Source organism: Proteiniphilum sp. X52, assembly GCF_003712195.1.
GTDB lineage: Bacteria > Bacteroidota > Bacteroidia > Bacteroidales > Dysgonomonadaceae > Proteiniphilum.
In genome coordinates this window covers 51,556-72,409 of sequence record NZ_RDSD01000001.1, presented here as the reverse complement: position 1 = coordinate 72,409, position 20,854 = coordinate 51,556, and the positions used below count along the sequence as shown (strand labels likewise).

At 44.7% G+C, this 20,854-nt stretch carries 9 protein-coding genes; all 9 read right to left on the bottom strand.

Annotation, left to right across the window (positions count from 1 at the left end; translation table 11 throughout):
- Positions 1-8 precede the first annotated feature (8 nt).
- Positions 9-2,741, bottom strand: coding sequence for a hypothetical protein (locus tag D7D25_RS00200; protein ID WP_122966985.1), 2,733 nt, complete (start codon positions 2,739-2,741; stop codon positions 9-11).
- 49 nt (positions 2,742-2,790) lie between these two features.
- Positions 2,791-4,995: an alpha-L-rhamnosidase C-terminal domain-containing protein gene (locus tag D7D25_RS00195; protein WP_122966984.1), complete on the bottom strand. Its 2,205-nt coding sequence runs from the start codon at positions 4,993-4,995 to the stop codon at positions 2,791-2,793.
- Between the two features lie 15 nt (positions 4,996-5,010).
- On the bottom strand, positions 5,011-6,084 hold the full coding sequence (locus D7D25_RS00190; RefSeq protein ID WP_221407936.1) for a Gfo/Idh/MocA family protein: 1,074 nt from the start codon (positions 6,082-6,084) through the stop codon (positions 5,011-5,013).
- Between the two features lie 2 nt (positions 6,085-6,086).
- The gene (locus D7D25_RS00185) at positions 6,087-7,937 is read right to left on the bottom strand and encodes a right-handed parallel beta-helix repeat-containing protein (RefSeq protein WP_076931328.1); all 1,851 of its coding nucleotides are present in this window, start codon (positions 7,935-7,937) and stop codon (positions 6,087-6,089) included.
- A 9-nt stretch (positions 7,938-7,946) separates the two neighbouring features.
- Complete coding sequence (locus tag D7D25_RS00180; protein ID WP_076931329.1) at positions 7,947-9,983, bottom strand: glycoside hydrolase family 127 protein; 2,037 nt, start codon at positions 9,981-9,983, stop codon at positions 7,947-7,949.
- A gap of 334 nt (positions 9,984-10,317) precedes the next feature.
- Positions 10,318-12,084 (bottom strand): RagB/SusD family nutrient uptake outer membrane protein, encoded by a 1,767-nt coding sequence (locus tag D7D25_RS00175; protein ID WP_158602497.1) that lies wholly within the window; start codon positions 12,082-12,084, stop codon positions 10,318-10,320.
- A gap of 13 nt (positions 12,085-12,097) precedes the next feature.
- A complete protein-coding gene (locus tag D7D25_RS00170; RefSeq protein ID WP_158602496.1) occupies positions 12,098-15,226 on the bottom strand; it encodes a TonB-dependent receptor in 3,129 nt (1,042 codons plus the stop codon).
- Positions 15,227-15,524: 298 nt separating this feature from the next.
- Positions 15,525-17,366, bottom strand: a complete 1,842-nt coding sequence (locus tag D7D25_RS00165) for a RagB/SusD family nutrient uptake outer membrane protein (RefSeq protein WP_076932269.1) — start codon at positions 17,364-17,366, stop codon at positions 15,525-15,527.
- An 11-nt stretch (positions 17,367-17,377) separates the two neighbouring features.
- Complete coding sequence (locus tag D7D25_RS00160; protein WP_083711062.1) at positions 17,378-20,401, bottom strand: TonB-dependent receptor; 3,024 nt, start codon at positions 20,399-20,401, stop codon at positions 17,378-17,380.
- Positions 20,402-20,854: the final 453 nt, after the last annotated feature.

Below are 20,854 nucleotides of genomic sequence, written 5' to 3'. Positions count from 1 at the left end.
TTTTTATTTTAATAAAACAACCAATCTACGGTTTCGCTTCCATCCTCATCCGTCAATCCGGCGTTTCTCGGGGGCACATCAGATCCCGTGAAACCCACTACCAGTAACATACCTTTTCCAAGAGTCAACGTATGTTTACCCGGCGAAAAGGAGTAGGTATGAATATTTACAGCCGGTTGATCCGACAGTTGAATCGCGTTGAGAAGCACCGGATCAGCCTGTCCGTATAAATTGGCAGATGCATCGGTCTCCAATGTGGGTGCTTTCGCATATCTGTTCTGATCGTTTCTGAAGTAACCCACCAGTAGTTTTACCGGTCCTGCCGTTTCAAATTCGAGGGTGGTTCCGTTCTCCCTCTGTTCACCAGCATTCAAACTCAACATCTTCATATTTTGCAATTCCGGGGCAATCTTCTCAATTACCGTATTACTCCCCGATATACCTCTTTGTCCCTCAGACACAGGTATCCATTGGGATTTTGGATTTAACAAGGTCACCTCAGCAGGGACGAGCGCCGGAATTGCGACATCGCTACCCATTGAATGATCGGATTTCAACAATGCCAGATTCTCCATAAAATTTTTCAATTCCTGCTCATAATGGGGTAACAACTCCTCCCATGTCTTGTTTTTTCCGTCATCTCCACCGATAGGAATACGTCTCTGGGCCGTCTGCATGCTATTCGCGTAGTGGTAGGTATCTTTAGTCAACTCCACCAGCCTCCTGTAGTGATTCAGGCTCTCCTCCATCAAAGGGATCGCCTTTTCAAGATCATTGATATCCTTGCTGTACTGGTAATCCAGTACATGCTCGGCAGCCCTCACTTTGGTATTGAAAAACCAGGCAAATTCCCGGTAGCAATATACATCGTTTTTCAACCGTAAAAATTCGTCCCTGTTTTTTGTCACTTTACTTTCCGCCTTATCAATAGCAGCCACTGCCTTGTCGCCGTGTTCAACGGCCTGCGCAACGATATCGAGCGGTAATTCACCGGTATGAGGAATATTTTTCCACTTTTTATCAACAAATTCTATCAGTTTCTCCCCTTCGGGACCACACGACTCGTAGAAACCGGGATAAATTGTATATTTATAAGGATTGACCAACTGGCTCATAAACATCCCCAGCAGAAGAGTTTGTCTGTTACCTTCCGTGATGCCAAAACGGCGCAAAAGCTTCGGAGATATTTCTCCGGTTTGTTCATATGCTTCCAGGATAGAGGCAGCCTCACTTCCACAACCGTACAGATCGTCCAACCGATCACTCCAGTAACCGATCTCCTGTTCCCGCGGCCGGTCGGCTTTCCACGCGTAACGTCCCCATGCTTTATACCAGATCCAGTCCCGGTCTATCTGCCGAAGGCGTTCTCCATCCGCCAGTTTATCGGCGGTGTAGGGCCAGTCCCAGTAAGAAGCCTGCGGGTATAGGTGCAATGCGTTTGCACCATGCACCTGATGCATTGCCTGTACCGATTTCCGGATAAAATCGGGGGAGCCGTACCGGAAAGGTTCCAGATTGGCGAGGATATGTACATTATCGATATGTACCGACCCGAGAGCACTGAGTTCCTGATGGATTTCCGACCAGGGGCCTCTCGGCTCATAGGTTGTCAGTGATTCACCGTTATACTTGTGCATGGTGTACAGGTTTTTATATATCGGTAGCGCTTTATCCATCACCATCCCGGCATCGGTATCGTGTGCACGCAGAATAATCGGCGGTTCATCGGTACGCCCCAATGCATCCAACCCGTCCTTTACTCCCGGTATCACAGTTTCGGTAAACCATACTACATCGTCCTCAAGGGTAGCCATCGCCTCACCCAGGCAGACCAGCAGTCCCACATTGGGATATTTTTCCACGAATGCAGCGATGGACTTCCGGGTATAATCGGCGATATAAGGGATGATCGCCCTGTTCCTGTCCTGTGTTTTTATACCGTAATGTTCCGCAAAAGGTTTGGATACGATTATATTATAAAACATCTGTATCACATAGATCCCTCTTTTATCCGCCTCTTCTGTCAGAAAAGAGAAAATCTCTTCATTTTTCCTGAAAGTCTCCTCGTCCACCTCTAATGCAAAAGGATAGTCATCCAGTTTCACAAGTGAAGCGAACGGATGCCCGTTCCACAGATAGAGAGAATTCATCCTGTTCTCCACCAGCATATCCAGATAATCTATCCATAACTCTTTATCGTAAAACCAGGGAAATGTCTCCGGTGTATAAGGATATTCATACACGGTTCTTTCCGGCAGGTAATAAGGTTTCTGCAGGCCGACACAGGCCCCGCGTAAAACCATTTCAGGAGCGTCCACCAACTCAGCGGGGAGAGGTTGCTTCTCATTGAACAGGTCAGATAGTGTATAACATCCATACAGGGCGCCGGATGGGTCCTCTCCATAGACCAGTGTCCGATTATTCTCAGTAGCGATATAATACCCCTCACTGTCCATTTCTTCGGGGAGTGAAAAACCCAGTCCATCGATAACGCCCGAAGCAAGCGGATCTTCTTTCTCCAGTATCCAGATAATTCTTTCATTATTCCCTGAAAGGTCTGTCGATCCGCCTTCCCTGATAACCACTTTATATTTAAGTTCCGCCAGGCTGTTCTTCAGATGTTCAGCTCCGAATAACAGTCTTTCCGATGCGGAAGGAGATGTAAGGATAGTCACAGACTCTTTTTTACAGGACACAATTAAAATGAGTGCCGAAAGAATAAATAGTGTTCTTATCTTCATTTTTAATTCCAATTTGTATTATCGAGACGATGAAGGAACTTTTCTGTACTCAAAATTTATAGTTCACAACCACCTCTTTTCCCTCTTCAATCCATAGCCTGTAATGGTTTCCATCCATTTTTTCGATTGTTCCCACGGATGTGGTTGGTTTTGATTTACTGACAAAAGTAAGGTAACCATTCCCTTCAGAGGCTTTCACCCTGATAGTCTTTTCATCCATCCGGATCTTTATCTCTCCGTTAGGTGTCGGTACAGAGCCTTCCATCCATTTTAGCCCGCCTAAATTCGGCGTGATGGAAAATTCACTGTATCCTGCTTTTACCGGCTGTATGCCCAGATAATATTTTCCCAGAAGATAGAGGGGACTTGCTCCCCAGGAGTGACAAAGACTTTTCCCATACGGGCGCCCGTACATTTCCAGATGCTCAATTCCCTCGTCCGATGGGTTGTACTTTTCCCAGAAGGAGGTAGCCCCTTCACGGATCATTCCGCCCCAATAATCTTTCATCTCGGTCATTACCCTGTCGTGTTCACCCAATGCACAGAGCGCTTCCAGCTCATAAAAACGCATATAGGGTGTGGTAATTTTCATGACGGAATCATTGAACAATACCGAGTTCTTAATGGATTGCCGTTGCTCAGGAGTGAGATAGTCATAGAATACCGCGAACATATTGGAATAGCGGGTCACTTCGGATTGTTGGATACCATTGACACGATTATGCACCAACGCCTGTTGGTCTTCATCCCAGAATGCGGGAATCAACTTTTCCCGCAGGCCGGATGCCATTTCTTCGTACTTAACCTTATCTTCCTCGTTGTTGGTCAGCTCAGCACAAAGCGCCATCGTTTCGAGGCTTTTGCAGAAAAGTACCTGCTCGAAGGAGAGTTCTCCCTGCTTATCGAGATAACCGTCGGCCCAGTCCACAAACACCCAGTCACCGGCCAATCCTTCTACCATTCCGTTTTTATTCGTCCTGCCCAGTACGAATTCCATCATTGACTGCATACGTGGGTATATCTCCGAAATAAACCGACTGTCGCCGGTAAACAGATAATAATCGTAAATGGATAAGAACCAGTAAAAAGTATAGTCCATAATTGTATTAATATGGCTGGTCACCGGATCTTTACCACGCAGGAGCCAGATGGTATTCCTTACCGTTTGTGAATCAAAAAAGAGGTAATAATTCATCAGATAACTCTGATACGCATCGCCGCTCCACACCCAACGATCGCGTTTGATGCCGTCGATAAAGAATTCCCTTGTGGTAAGGTGCATCGTGTATGTGCTTACATCCCATATCCTGTTCAGCTCTTCGTCGTTGCAACGGAAAGTACCGCGGTACTCCTCCGGCTTGTATTCATACAACATACCGATGTCACTATAGGTAACATCCGCATCTTTCGTGATGTAAATGTAACGGAACGCTTTGCTGTTCTCCATTGTAAAAGTGTCCGAGAGGGGATATGTAAGGCCGAGTGATTCATCCCTGATCCGGACGCCGTCCACAGAAAACCTGTCAAGTGTTTCACAATAGGCGGTATCGAGTGCCTCCTCCCGGCTTTCACCGTAAAAAATATGGATGTTTCCCTTTCCCCGTAAACCTTTCAATTGAAGAAACCCGATGGTTTCTTTCCCGAAATCGAGCAACTCACCCTCTCCATATCTCTCTTTGCTGACCACAGACTGAGGTGTTACGGCAAGTTTGTATGCTGAAGGGGGATTGTCGATCGAATTAAAACCGGCCGATCCGGCATGCATATAGAATGTGGTGGATGTATCACTTGCTTTTCCGCTTTCATCGATCCATTCCTTGTCTTCAAAAGTTACCTTCCATGTTCCGTCCGATTTCACGGTCTTTCCGTTTACAAAGATGGCCGGGGGAGTAGCCTGATTCCAGACTTTGATATTCAGGCTGTATTTTCCGGCCGGCAACAAGAATCTTTCCGGCATTCCAAACTGCAGTTTCCCATCCAGTTTGATGTTGTATCTGCCCTCCACCTTGATTTCTATTTCTTCCGGTTCGGTCAGCGCTACCTCTTTACTGAATTCAACCACGACATAATGGCTGTCTATCTTCCAAAACGGCGGAAAAAAAGCGCCCCGTTCCGTACGACGGTTATTCATTTCGTTTCCCAACCATATTTCATAGTCTCCCGGATACCAGATCCATGTGGCAGTGCCGGAAGCAAACAGACTGTTTTGAAACAGTAAAAAGAGAGCAACAATAAACAGATATGACTTTTTCATTGATTTGAAGCGTAATTATAAGTTGATATTGTATTCCTTTAAGATATCGTCGATTTTGATCTTTTCCCCGGTTTGTAAAGAGCGGTCCATTGCCTGAAGAAGCGCCACTGTCCCGATTCCCTCCCTAATATCGGGATAAGCGGTGAAATTCTGCTCAATGCTATCGGCAAAATATTCCAGGTAGTTCTGGTATTCACCGGCATGATGGCTTTGTCCTTCGAAGCGGAAATAGTAATTCTTAAAGTCTTCTCCCCAGGTAATTATCTTTTCCTCGCCTTCACGGGTAGTGACCGAATATCGTAATTCATGATAATCGGCCTGACTTGCACCTTCTGTTCCACGCAGAATACAGCTCATCTCGCTTTCACGCATAGCAGGTTGTACCGGGGAGGTATAGATCCCACTCACACGGGCAATTCTACCATCTTTTGCCCTAAAGATAAAATGCATCGTATCTTCGTTTTTGAGGCCGGCCTTTACCCCATTTTGGCTGAGCATACCGTATCCCACCACCTCTTCGATTTCAGGCAGATACCACCGGATGAAGTCCACGGGATGGCTCAGACCACCATATAACCACTTAAATTCGGATTTCAATGACCAATCTTTATTCAAAAACCAGCGATGATCGGCATTATAAAATGCTTCAACGGTTATTAAATCGCCTATTACTCCTTTCTCGAAGTCGGTCCGTTGACGCTTCATCGGCTCAAAAAAGCGGGAACTCTGTCCCACAAATACTTTCCTGTTGTTCTTCTCAGACAATTCGATCAACTCTCTGGCATGCGATAAATCGTGGATGAACGGTTTTGTACACACCACATGTTTTCCATGTATCAAAGCCTGCCGGATATGTCCGGCATGCAGATGATCCGGCGTATAAATAGCAATGACATCGATATCCGGATCGTTTAAAAGATCATCGTACTTGGTGGTATATGCATCAAAATGAAACTCATTTGCCCGTTGTCTACAAAGTTCTTCATTCCTGTCGCAAATTTTCACAAGATTCAGTTTCTCACTTGCCAATGAAGCAGAGATTGTACTTCTGCCTTCCCCAAGTCCCAACACAGCTATATTTAATATCATTCCTATTTTTCTGAGTGTAATAAATATTGAAATTCTTTGGTGAGTCCTGCATTGGTTTTGACCGAATCGTCCACCATAGGACCGTTATTCTCCCACACATTTCCCGGACCATTGGCATTCTGAAGGAATTTCTCTCCTTCCGTCCAGTTATTTTTTACGGTGATAAAAGAAGAACCTTCATCGGTGTAGAGATAAAACCAATGTGTGGGAATATGCACATAACCCGGCCGGTAGATATCATGGATATAATTTTCCGATATCACCGTATTGGGCTGACTGCCGAGCGTGTAAATACCTGACACATCGTACATATGTTTGGCATAACGCCAGATATGATTGGCGCGGACACGATTATTTCCCATACATACGGGTGTACTGTTCCATCCCCACCCCAGGCTGATTCCCGTATAAGACACTTCGCGTATCTCATTGTGTTCAATATTGATATTGTTCACATATCCGGCGGCAATGGCCACACAACCCCAGTCCTCGTTGGTCACATCTTCAAACAGATTGTTCACAATATTTTGATAGGAACATACTTCGCGTTCATCCGCCGGATTATAAGGATAGTGCGTTTCATGGGCCGGCGGTGAAAAACTACCGATCACCATTCCATTTCCCCCGATATCTTTGAAAACAGAACCCTCTACTTTCCCACCTCTGTTACCCCAGGCATAATCCAATCCTGTGGAAGCCAAATGCCTGAAAACACACCTCTCAAAATCAATATTTTTTGTACCTGACAGCGATACCGCAGCTGCAGGACGCCCGAGCCATCCCTGGTTATCGAGATCGTGGTTATTGTCGGGTCTCTTCATCTTCGGGTCTATCCTGTAGGCTTCCGTCAGGAACATACCCGCCTGCAACGGCACATGCCCTTTTTCCGAAGGACGCATCCAGGTAGTATGACTGAACCGGATATTGCTGAACCGGATATTTTCCACCGGGCGGTCTAACGTGCCCTCCACCAGAATAAGCGTCTCTATCGCCGGAACAACGGCCTCTATCCCGTTTATATCCTCATTGTCCAATGGCAGATAATACAGCTTTTGCTGCTTAAAATCATGAAACCATTCACCGGGCTGGTCGAGCAGTTCCATCGCATTGGTCAGATAAAAGGCGGATTCATGTCCGGGTGTAGTCATGGGACTGGGCCAGGGGTGCTCGAACTGTATTTTATGCTCCGGGTTATGAAAACGGACAGCAGCCGAATCCCCGTGGATATCGATGGACCGGATGCGCAGATTGGAAATGCACCACATCTGGTGCAGCACCATCTCGGCGTAAGGTGCATTCAGTATGGGTTCCACAGCCCTGGAAGGCACCCATAGGACCTGATTGACCGGATCGTTATCCAGAATCCGGTGCATCGCCTCAAAATCGACCACATCCCTGGCACGCACGGCCTTTCTCCCGTTTATCCATAACTGGCGGAAATCGAGGGGACGTCCGTTAAAATCGGGCACATCGGCAACCCAGTATTTTCCGCTTCTTTCCCATTGGGTGATGGGCATGCCGCCACTGACAACTGGCATTTCACCTTTCTCCCCGCGGATGGTCGTCGGAGACTGGGGTGTTCCGCTGTCTTCCGGCCGGATATAGAGAGGTTCATAAAGGTAATAAGTGCCCTCTTTCAATATAATGTTTATCCCATTCTCGATTCCTGATATATTCAATCTGCGCATTTCGCGTGCCTGGCGCAATGCAGCCTGTAATGTCAGCTTCGGGGATTCCTTAGAACCATCGTTACTGTCGTTTCCCGTAGATGAAATCCAGATATCTGCCGAAAAGAGATCGGTTATTATAAAGGATAAAAAAACAATGATCGTGAAAAAATAGTTTTGCTTCATACTCCTCTTTTATCTTGACAATGGCATCCAAACGGTCATCTCACCTTTCCCCCTGTTTCCCCAGGCATAATAAGGGATCAACCGTATATTCACTTTTTCTTTTTCTTTGGCTACAGGCCGGTAAAGCTGGTTTTTCCACGACGGGTCACCGGCAATCAGGTCGGCCTGCCCTTCAAGACAGATAATCGGGCTACCATCGATAACCATTCTGCGTGGTGTAAGCTCCATATCCGCAGGCAGCATCACATCATCCATCTGATAACCCTCCTCTATATCCATCGATTCAAGACAGTAGACCAGCGGTCCTCTCTTCACGGCGACCTGGTTTCTGACCTCTTCCACCAGAGGATTGGCTTCCATTAAAACCGTTTGCATATCCAGATCCAACTCAATGATATCTCCTTTTTTCCATCTTCTTTTGACTTCAGCATACGCTCCTTTTTCAGACGAGATATCGATTGCCTTACCATTTACAGAAAGGGTAGCCTCTCCACTCCACTGCGGAATACGGAAGAATAGTGAAACCTCATCGTTTCCAGAGATCCGGTCGATCCGGATACTGTTCTTCCCATCCCAGGGATAATCCGAAACCTGAGACAATTGAATCACTGTACCATTGGGTAAACTGGTATCCAGTTTATTTCCCCCGTAAGTATGAAACCAAAGGGCATTATCCGCTACCGAATAGAAATAATTGTGTGTTTCACACAAGGTCCTCACCGTATTTGGCGGACAACAGTTACACAATGTGATATATTCTTCACGTTCTTTTGACCAACGCAAAGTATAAGGGAAATCCGCCGAGACACGCAAAGGATTGGTATAAAAGAATCGTTTTCCGTCTATGCTTACTCCCGACAGGATACTGTTGTAAAGCGCCGTTTCCATCACGTCGGCGTATTTCTCATCCCCTGACACCTGTAACATGCGCCAGTTAAACAGCAGATTCCCGATATTGGCACACGTCTCGTTATGCGCGGTACTGTTCGGCAATTGATACGCCCTGCCATACGATTGATGCACTTTCTGGATCGAATCGGGTTCATAGCTCGTACCGTCAGGAGAAGTACCGTCATACAAAGCACCGCAGGCACCTGTGATGTACATCTTTCTGTTGACAATATCATCCCAGATCGACTTCAGATTCTCAATTAGCTTTTGTTCTCCCGTTTCGGCATATACATCCGCCACGCCTGCGTACAGATAATTTGCCCTCACGGCATGCCCCATTGCTTTGGTCTGCTCCCTGAAAGGAATCCGGTCCTGATTGTCGTCCGTTCCGCTCTCCACCAGACCACGAATATCGATCAGGTTTTGCGCCAACTTCAGGTAAGCAGAATTTTCAGTGGTTCTGTACATCTCCACTACCCCCATATAATGAGAAGGGCATATGGCATTTCTCGCCAACTCGGCAGAGGCCGTTTCATAAAAATTCCGGAGGAAATCTGCCGCTTTAATAGCCATCTCCAACAGTGACCTTTTACCGGTTGCCCGGTAATGTACGCAGGCGGCCGTCATTAAATGGCCCAGGTTATAGGTCTCAAAATTCAACCTGTCACGGAATGCCGTTTCTTTATTCGTCTCATTTCTCTCTTCAATGAGCACGGGAGTATGGATATATCCATCCTGACGTTGCACTTTCTGTAAGGTTTCTATTATTTCGTCCATCAAAGCATCCAACCGGGGATCTTTTGTGACGGCATAGACCGATGCCACCCCTTCGAACCATTTATAGAAATCACCATCGTGAAAAGGGGGACCTGAATGGACACCCTCTTTATCACCTGCGGCAATCTCAAAATTCCTGAAAGAATGGGATACTTCAGGATTATTCAGTGTCTTCCACATGCTCAGGATCATCGTGTCTTTATAGACTTCAAACCGGTCTGCCCAGAATCCTTTCGTCCAATGTACGGATCCCATATCTACATTGTTCATTACTACATGCTGGCTGTTCACCGTATTTAACAATCCTTTTTGTTGTGCCATCACCGATAAAGTGAAACAAAGCAACCCTAAAGGAAACAGAAACTTTCTCTTTCTCATAGTGTTAATGTGATTTTATTTGAGGAATCCACGATAATCCTTGTGGTATCCCTTAATTCGTTATCTTTATTTACGTTACTACACATTTTTATGACGTTCTCAATATTGCATTGTACTCATCAAGAACCGGGATTCTGCCACCGTTGATTAAAGAACGTAAAAGACTTTTTGCATTTTGTTTTTGTCATTGAAAACATAAGCAAAATGCTTTCGCACAAACAAATGTGATTACATCTGACAAGGAATAATCTAAAAACAAATGCCCCCAAAAGTTAGACCGAAACTTTTGGGGAGCATCTAATCACGTAGGTTGTCCTTTTACACTAATCCCTGATCAATAACCGGGATTCTGACCATACTCATCCGCATTTTCCAGCACATCTAATTCAGATTGAGGAATCGGACGAACATAATGTTTATCGGGATTAAAAGCAGTAATATCCGGATTCTGATTCCCTTGTCCCAATCTGTTCTCCAACTGCTTGGTCCTTTTTAAATCGGGCCAACGCAGATGTTCTCCCGCAAGCTCCCTGGCCCTTTCGTCCAACAAGAAGTCGAGATCGATATCCGAGATCGATACCTGCATCTCCGAGGTACGATCTACAGGAGTTTTTACCGCAGCTCTCGTTCTTAAAACGTTTATATAATAAGCAGCGTCAGGAGAGGTTCTGTTTAACTTATAACTTGCCTCAGCCGCAATCAAGTACATTTCAGCAAGACGCATGACAATCACATTCTTAGTACCGGCATCTGATCCGGGTGTCCTGTCGGGATCCCTGAACTTCATGAGTGACGGATAATAGGGATTATTGTTTGCGTTGGTCGAAATTGTCCCGTCGGAACTGTAGGTATCGTTGATATCTTTCACTCCGTACGGTCTGGAATCCTTATCTGTGATGACCTTTTTGGTATAAAACAATGCGGTGTCACCCGGTTGAATGGTCACGGAACCGGCAGAAAAAGATTTTTCAAACCGTGCAATATCGGTTGTAGTCCAACTGTAAGGCTGGGTAGTAAGAGGAAGGATGAAATGCTCTCTAAAGGAGCCATAATACCTTGCATCGATATCTTCATCGAAAATATCCAACAGGAATCTGGTAGGCATCAATCTACTCGCGCCGTCCCTTCCATATTCCGTCACTTCTAAAGAGGGCATACCGCAAAGTCCGGTATATTTTGCCAGGTACCACCTGAACAGCCGATTGGCATTGTTCGGCTGCGGATTCAGGGCGGAATTGGTCGAATGGGTTATCGTCCACAAAGCCTCAGCATTGTTCTTATTGTTTGACGGGGCAAAAACCTCTTCAAACGTGTCATAAAGGCGACATCCGTACTCTGCCTGGCTATCGATCAATTCATTGGCTGCATCCAATGCTTTTTGATAGAATTGATCTGCTTCCGCTTTATTGTTTTCAAAATATTCCAGATAAGAAGCGCGGGTCAATGCTGCTCTTGCAAGCATTCCATACGCTGCTTTTTTATCGGCTCTCCCTACCTGATCCTGATGGTACGGCAATATTTGCGCAGCCCTTTCCAGATCACTTATTATTAAATCATAGAAATCTTTCAGGGGACTTCTTTCGGCTGTCAGAGGAACCCCGGATGTTTCAGTAGTCCTTAAGGTCACCCCACCGAATGTTTCGGCAATCATCCAATAGGCGTAAGCCCGTATAAATCGCAACTCTCCCTCTTTGGCTAATTTCACATTCTCATCCGAATATACCACATTCTCGATCCTGTTTATTCCGGCATTGGTATAATTCACGATTTCGTACAGGCGTTGCCATGTGTTTCTTATTTGCCCGGTAGTAGGATCCAATCTCTCGTTATAAACCAATAGTTGTTCCGCATACGTTCCCCTGGCGCCCATATACCATAAATCGGTTCCTCCTTCGAACAGGAACATGATATCTTCCCTTCCGTAAAATTGCGCACTAAAATTATAATACGCTGAATTCACCAGTGCATTCATCCCTTCTTCGGTACTGAATACTATATCGGCCGTAGAGCCGGAAGGATTATATTCTTCCAGACTACACGCCCCAAAGAAAGAGAGCGTCATGACCAGAACTACTATTTTATACTGTAATTTTGTGTTCATAATGATCATTCTGTTAAAAATTAAAATTCACACCAAATACCACTTGTTTGGTCAAGGGCATACTTTCAGAGCCTCCCCGTTCCGGATCATAATTCTTTATCAAATGGCTCTTGGCGACAGTAAATAAATTAGAAGCCGTAATATAGAATCTTAACTTATTAATCCCCATTTTGCCCGATAATGCGGCAGGGATTGTATAGCCGAGATTTACATTCCTTATTTTAAAATAAGAGCCATCAATATAATTAAGGGACATATATCCAAAGTTATCATATATTCTCCCGTCTTTTTTGGGTCTTGGAAAATCATTCGACGGATTTTCAGGAGTCCAGTAATTCAGATAATCCGGGCTATTGGATACTCCCGAAGGATCGAATCTCCCTAGAAACTCGGCATCGATCATTTGACCCCATCTCATCAACATAGATAACCCCAGGTCAAAACCTTTGTAATATAAAGAATTATTCAGTCCGATAGTGAACTTGGGCGATCTGCTCCCCAGATACTGACGGTCGTCTGTGGTGATATTGAAATCCCCATTGCTGTCCACCACTTTCAGACTGCCGGGAGTAAAAGCATTTTCCGCTCCGTTCAACTTATATTTAGCCATTTCCTCTTCTTCCCCCAATTGCCAGATGCCATCCAGTTTATAGGAGTAAAAAGAATCTATTGGTCTCCCTATCAGTAAGGACGCTATCTCCGGATTTTGACCTGATATGATATCTTCACCGGTAATCAACGACACGATCTTTTCCTTATTGGAAGTAAATGTCAGGGTTGAGTTCCATTTCAGGTCTCTTCTGTCTATATTTACCGTGTTCAATGTGATCTCTATTCCCTTATTATTGGTCTTTCCGATATTCTGATAGGTGGAGAATTGTGCCGAGCTGGATCCTCCGGCGCCGGTGGATGGCGGCAGGCTTCTGGCCATCAATATATTATCCGTATCAATATTGTACAGATCGAGGTTGAGATCGATCCTGTTATTCCATAGGCCGATGTCAAACCCAAGATTGGTAGAAGTTGATTTTTCCCATCCAAGCGAAGGATTCCCTACCAGATAAGCGAACTGATACACTAAAACTGGATCATCATTAAAGCCGAATCTCGTATTGGCAGACACGCTCCCACCCTGTGTTGCATAGGGCGGCGCGCCGGCATTTCCTGATGTACCATAACTGGCCCTTAGCTTTAAATTGCTTAACCAATCTGAGGAAAATGCCATAAAAGGTTCCTCATTTATGCGCCATGCACCCGAAACAGAGGGAAAGAAATCCCATTGATGGCCCGGTGCAAGTGTCGAAGAACCGTCCCATCTGCCGGTAGCCGTAATATAATATTTACCCAGATAATTGTATGAAAGACGCGCTGCCAGACCAAATGTCTGAGATTGTATATAATTTGAATAAATCAACCGGCTTGCAGGATCTGTAGCGCCAAGGGAGTAAAACAGGTATGAATCCAGCAGTTGGTCATTTCCAATCGATGAATAACTTTCATCCATATTTTTGATCCATGTGGTAATCCCGGTCGCTTCCAGATAATGATCTCCTATATTATCGGCATAGGTAATTATATTGTCCCATGTATAGTTCCTGAATAAATCCTTATTCACCTGAGCCTGGTTTATGTAACTTCCTCCATACTGGCTGGTGGAGTATTGACCATTATATATACCCCTTCTCTGCGCATTTACGGATGTGGAAAGATTAGACCTCCAGCTTAACTGCTCAATGGGCCTGATAATCAGATAGGCCGTATTAAACGATCTCAGGGCAATTGTATTGTCAATCGCCTTATTCTCTGAGGCATAATTGGCCAACGGCGATAATCTTTGTGCGTCACCCGACACAGGAAACAGATTTATTTCTCCGTTTTCGTCATAAGGAGTACCCAGCGGAATATAGGTCAGTGCCTGGGTAAGCATACTGCTTGGAACACTATTCTGATCGAAATAAGTCAACTGGGAATTCACTCCTATATTCAACCATTTTCTTACTTCGTAATCAAGATTTACCCGCAACGTGTATCTGGTGAAATCATCTTTTTTAAAGATACCTTCTTCATTGTAATAGCCCAATGAAAGATACGAATTCAATTTATCATTATTGGAAGAAACTGTCACATTATGGCTTTGTTGTCTTCCCTGCCGTACCAGTTCGTCGATCCAGTTCACCCACTGGTTGTTTTGTATGGCATCCCATTCTTCGTTCGAGAATATCTTGAAATCATCCGCCTGGGATTCCCATTCCCCAACTGCCCTGTAAGCCTCTCTTCTTACATCCATATACGATTCACCGATCCTGGGCGTCGGGTAATCAACAAACCCATTGACACCATAATAACCATCATAATTTATACTGATCCTGTTTTCCCGTCCCCTTTTGGTAGTAATAATTACAACACCGTTGGCGCCTAATGATCCATATATTGCCGTTGAAGAAGCATCTTTCAATACATCGATACTCTCTATGTCATTAGGGTTCAAATCCGCATAGGATCCGCCCTGCACACCGTCTATGATGAAAAGCGGTTCGGTATTTCTTGTTTTAGTCCCATAGATATCCGTATATCCCAGGGTTTTGGTACCCCTTATGGTAATGTTCACCCCTGATCCGGCGCTTCCGCTCGACCGGGTTATATCCATTCCTGCCACTCTACCCTGGATAGCATCCATGGCATTGGACGTGGGTATCTGCACAATATCCGATGTTTTTACGGATGACACCGCTCCTGTCAAATCTCTTTTTCTTGCGGTACCATAGCCAATAGCCACCACTTCATCCAGGGTGCTGATCTCCGGTTCCATCACAATCCTCAGATTGTCATTGCTCTGGTTGACTGCTATGTGCTGTGTTTTATAACCCACATACGTTATCTGTAAAACACCCGCTGATTGAAGGTTCATTACGAAATTCCCATCGATATCTGATACTGTTCCCTGCGAAGTTCCTTCTATGAGTATGGAGACACCGATTAACGGTTCTCCTGTCTCATCTACTATATTCCCTCTAACCTGTAAAGCCTGATTTACTCCAAAGCTGTCAGATAAATTATCGGAAATACTGTTTCCCAATAGCAAAGCGGGACAGATCATCCCGACCATAAAAGTAACAACGCTAATAACCAAAACTTTACCCATTGAAAGCTTTACGCGCTGATACCGACTTAAAGACACATTCTTTAACATAATCATAGCATTTCAGTTAATAACATAAAGTTAGACATCTCAAAATAGAGACTTCATACTTAGTACTTATGTACTTAAAATTCCCTCACTTTAACATTGTTAATTACCAGAAATTTTATTTAACCATCATCTGGCAAGAATAGTAAATTTCAACCTTAAGGAATCAGATAGGGGACAAATAGTTGAGGGTACCAATCTGGGCACCCTCCTCTTTAATTATATAAATCTTGCTACTTTCAGTAGCCATCGCTTAATACCCGGGGTTCTGATAATAACTTCCGCCACCTTCCAATGCCTGGATAAATGCGGTAGGTATGGGACGTAAAGCATATTCGGGTTTAAAGAATACAGCCAAATCGGGGTGCGTACTCTGTAAATAGCTATTATCCTTAAACATACCTGTACGTTTTAGGTCATAATGTCTGGAATATTCGCCGCATAATTCACGGCCTCTTTCATCCAGCACCGTACGCACCGTAACTGCTCCGCTTAAGGGTTGCGCACCCGCCCGGGCACGTACTTTGTTAATATACTGGGCTGCATTGGCTCCACCATTCGCATAGATATCGGCCTCTGCCGCAATCAGATATACTTCGCCCATACGCATCATAAAAGTAGCGTTGAGGTTCCCGTTTCTTCTTTGACTGGCATTTGCCACATAGAAATTGCTGCTGTTATGCTTATTGAGTGACGGATAGAAATAATTGAACGGATTCTCAGAGGATCCGTCGGATGTATAATCTCCCGACGGATTCTGGTATGCATAATTCGCTTTTACTCTTTTCTCTGTATCATTATAGACATCCTTATAATCAACCACCAGATAGTCCCGGCTCAGTTTATTGGCGGATTCAGTTGTATAGCCAGGATCCTGCGGCATAAGAAACCGGACTCCAGGGTCACCCACCTCGATCACTGATCCGGTAACACTCTCTTTACGATCAAACCGGTGTACAGTGGATTCGTCCCATATATACCGGGTATTTGCATCCCACTCTGTAGTAAACACAATATTAAATCTCGGATCCAGCGTATCATCATCCTGCATAAACAGGCTCAGGAGATGTTGTGTCGGCATAAACTGCCCGGATTGATTCCCTTCGTAGGAAATACGGTACTCCTGCGTATCGGTGAAGGCACCAAATTGGAACAGATTACAACCGAAATATTCATTATTCCTGTTCAACCGGTAATTTCCGTTACTCGACCCATGTCCGTCGGCACCGGCATACCAGCGATGTTTCCAAAGTGCCTCTTTATTATTCCAGTTGTTAGCTTCTTTAAATACATCTTCGTAACTGGGATACATATAGGCATTGTACTGCGCACCTCCTGCTTCTGCATCATCAATCAACATCTTCGCATAACGTAATGCATCTGCAGCATATTTTTTGGAATCATCGTATTGTACCGTTTGCAGATACGCTTTAGCCAGGAAACCGAGTGCAGCCTTCTTTGTAGGAATAGTCGTAGTGGCATCAGTTCCTTTTCCCAACCATTCCAAAGCAAACAACAGGTCGGGAATGATTATCTCTTCATAGATAGTCAATGGATCGGTCCTTTCGGGTTTAAAATTAATGGACTGTGCCGGCTCAGTTATCATCGTAACAGCGCCAAACTGTTCTACAGCATTAAAATAGTAAATGGCTCTCAAGAAACGCGCCTCGGCAAGTTTGGCGTTGCGCTCTTCTTCGGTTTTAAAAGGCACCCTGTCGGCATAGTAAATGGCCGTATTACATGAGCCGATCCCATCATAGGTTCCGTTCCACCAATTGTTTGTATAGGTTGTATTGGGAGCGGCTCCGGCAAAAAACCAAAACCACTGGGTCCAGCTGGTTGACATATTGCGTTGATATGTCCACAGGTCCGTATTCCCTTCGGTAAGCGCCATCCAGCTATCAGTTCCATAGAAATACCGCTGCATTGCGAAATAGCACTGATTGACCAGTGTCTGATAACCTTCCTCTGTGGCAGACATTGCCTCCATTGTAAATCCTCCCGGATTATACTCATCCAGAGAACAGGATTGGAATTTCATCGTTACAGCGAGCAATACAGCTCCAAGTAATATATTTTTTATTGTAGATCTCATCTTTGTCATCATTAGAAATTAATATTTATTCCGAAAACATACTGTTTATACAAAGGGAATGAATCCGAGCCGTTCGTCTCCGGATCTGTTCCTCTCAGTTGTTTATCTTTTACATATACAAACGGGTTATAGGCAGTTACATAAAAACGACAGTTTTCAAAGAACGTTTTTTGGATAACACTTTTGGGTAAGCTATATCCCAATGTGATATTTTTGATCTTAATAAAAGAGCCGTCCCGGAATCTCAAGGCCGACATGACAGTTTGCTCATCGCCACTGCCGGGAACCGGAAAGTAAGCACTCTGGTTACTTTCGGTCCAGTAATCTATCCCGCGAGGCTGATTTGTTGAGGTATTGGCCTTTGCCGTATACCATCCGATCAAATCACTCTCGATTGTCTGACCGTATCTCGCCATGGCAAAAACAGTGAAATCAAAATCTTTGTATTGAAAACTGTTATTTAAACCGACAATATAATCCGGATTCAAATGGCCTAAAATCTGTCGGTCATTCTCACTATATTTATGCTCTCCTCCATCGCCATCATTTTCCACAGTCTCAATTCTAATCCAGCCCGGTTTTACACCGTATATTTCCAGGGTTTCAGCAGGAGTATCACTTCCCCATATGCCAAGGTATTTATAGTTATACAATGAACGTATAGGATACCCTTCAAACAAACTTTCCGCGATCAGATCACCGGAAGGTAGAGATTCGATTTTTTCCTCGCTCCATGTAAAAGTCAGGTCTGTGTTCCACCTGAAATCTCTTGTTTCTATATTGTGCGAGTTGATGGCCAGTTCGAATCCTCTATTACTGGTTTCGGCAATATTTTCCCAACTGGAAAGAGGCGCTCCCCATCCGGTAATTCCATCTGTAATAGGCATAGTGCGTCTAAATAGGAGTCCCGTTGTTTTTGTTTGAAAGAGATCCAGGGTACCGTTCACTCTGTTAGAAAATCCGAAATCGAACCCGAGATTCCAGTTCTTTGATTTTTCCCATCCGAGACTGGGATTGCCGTATGTTCCCGTATATTGAGTAAAAGGTACTATTTGTCCGTCTATTGATATACCGGCACTGGAATAAGCATACACATTCGTAGTCGAACCATAGGCGCCTATTCCTCCAGAGTTTCCGGTAACTCCATAACCTACCCTCAACTTTAAGTTGGTCAGCCAATCGATGGACCCCATGAATTCCTCATCCGAAATACGCCACGCGACCGCCGCTGCCGGAAAACTATCCCACTTATGACCGGCAGATAACCAGGAGACACCATCCCATCGATTTGAAAAGGTTAACAGATATTTACCCAGTAATGAATAATTTACTCGTATAGCATAAGACATTTTCTGCGTTTGGTCAAAACCTGACTCTACATGAGGAGCTGTTCCTGACATCAAGCGCCAGTATGACCAGGATTCTAATTGCTGCCCACTGCTTGCAGCCATATTGAATTCATTCTGACTGTGACTCCATGAAGTAACCAAAGTTGCTCCGACAGTATGTTTATCGGCAAAGGTATTATTATAGGAGAGTATATTTTCCCATGTATAACTTCTGCCATAATTGTTTGTAATGGAAGCATGCGGTGACCCCGCGTAAGTAGGCCGATTGGCGTTGGCCTGGTTTCCCCAGAACTGGCCGGTTCTTCCATTGTTCAATGTCCCGCTTAAGACTGTTTTCAGGCTTACACCGGCAACCGGCACTATTTCCACATTTCCGGTTACATGAATATACGTATTCTTGTTATTATTTTCGAATTGATAAGGGATGAAGTCTCCAAGGGGTGAAAATTCATTCGTTGCATATTCATGGATGATATTTCCATTTTCGTCGTACGCATCTCCAAGGGGAAATGCCGATAACGACCTTGTAAAAGTATTATTCACCCCATTGTTCCGGTCTGAGTAACTCAAGTTAGATGTGATTCCCGTTTTCATCCAATTAAACAGCTCATGATCGACATTAAACCGGAACACATAACGGTCCTGGTTTTCATTTTTCAGTAATCCTTGGTCACGATTATAGGAAATAGAAGAGTATACCCGGGTTTTCGCATTTCCACCTGTTATGGACAGATTGGTTACATGGTTTGTAGCCGTATTACCGGCAGCTTCCTCCACCCAGTCGATCCATTTCCCCTGATTATAGGCTTCCAGTTTGCCTGCATCAGGCAATAAGGTAGACATATCGGCCGGATACTGTCCATTCTGGTATCTATAGGCTTCCCTCTGGTACTGCACCCATTCGTCGCCGATCATACCGTGAAAGAACTCCGGTTTACCGCTAAAACCGAAGTAGCTATCCAGGTTCACCCTGGTTTTACCCTCCTTACCCCGTTTTGTGGTAATGATGACCACCCCGTTTGCTCCCGCAGACCCGTAAATTGCCGTGGAAGAGGCATCTTTGAGAATGTCCACACTCTCGATATCGGAAGGATTGACCTGGCTGTAACTACCCGGGATCCCGTCGATAATAAACAGAGGCGAATTATCTCCATAGATAGAGCGTGACCCTCTTAATATGATATCTACTCCTTCTCCAACCCGTCCGCTCGACTTAATAATATCCATACCCGGGATCTTACCCGCTAAGGCTTCCATCACGTTATTGGTGGGAGAGATGACAATTTCCTGATTACTTACAGAGGTTACCGCTCCCGTGAGGTCACGCTTCCTTACTGTTCCATAACCAATGACTACCAATTCGTCCAACGTTTCCGTATCTTCCGCCAGCACCACACTTATAAACGTCCTTCCATCAACCGGAACAGTTTGCCTCTGCATACCTACGTAGGAGATTTCAAGGATACCACTGGACGGAACATCCGGTAATACAAAATTCCCATCCATATCGGTAATCGTTCCGGTTGCCGTTCCCTGTACCTGAACGGTTACCCCTATCAGGGGTTCGTTATTGTTATCGGTAACAGTACCCCTAACGGTTATGTTTTGGGCAAACAGACATAAGGGAAATAACCACATGAAGAGAAACATCATCCTTTTCACTAAACTTAAAATTACTTGTTTCATCTTGGATTTTGTTTTAGATTGATTAATAAATTATCATATATTGTATCCCGTAAGGTCTTTTAGCATCATGGTGAATATATTATGGGTTTACAGGCCGACGGTGAATCTGATCCGCTACAAACGGCAAATACCTTGTCGGCGTTTATTGAAAAATTAAACGGGTATTCCGGCTAAAGTCGGCTGAAAGAGAAGAGAGTTTGCAGGTAACTGAAACCCGGAGCGGTAACGGGCAATCGTCCAGGCGAAAAATAGGTATTCCGTTTATGAAAGAATAAGACTGCCGGTAATCAGGCTTCTGACATCTTATTCGATTTATATGCGAGGATATAAAAAAGAGGCGCGGACGATTGTCGATATTCCTCATAACAGGCACCGCTAGGGCCTTCACACGAGAATATGACAATGTCCACGCCCTTATTGCTAAGGGCGCTTCCATTCTTTAGCCTCGTGTGA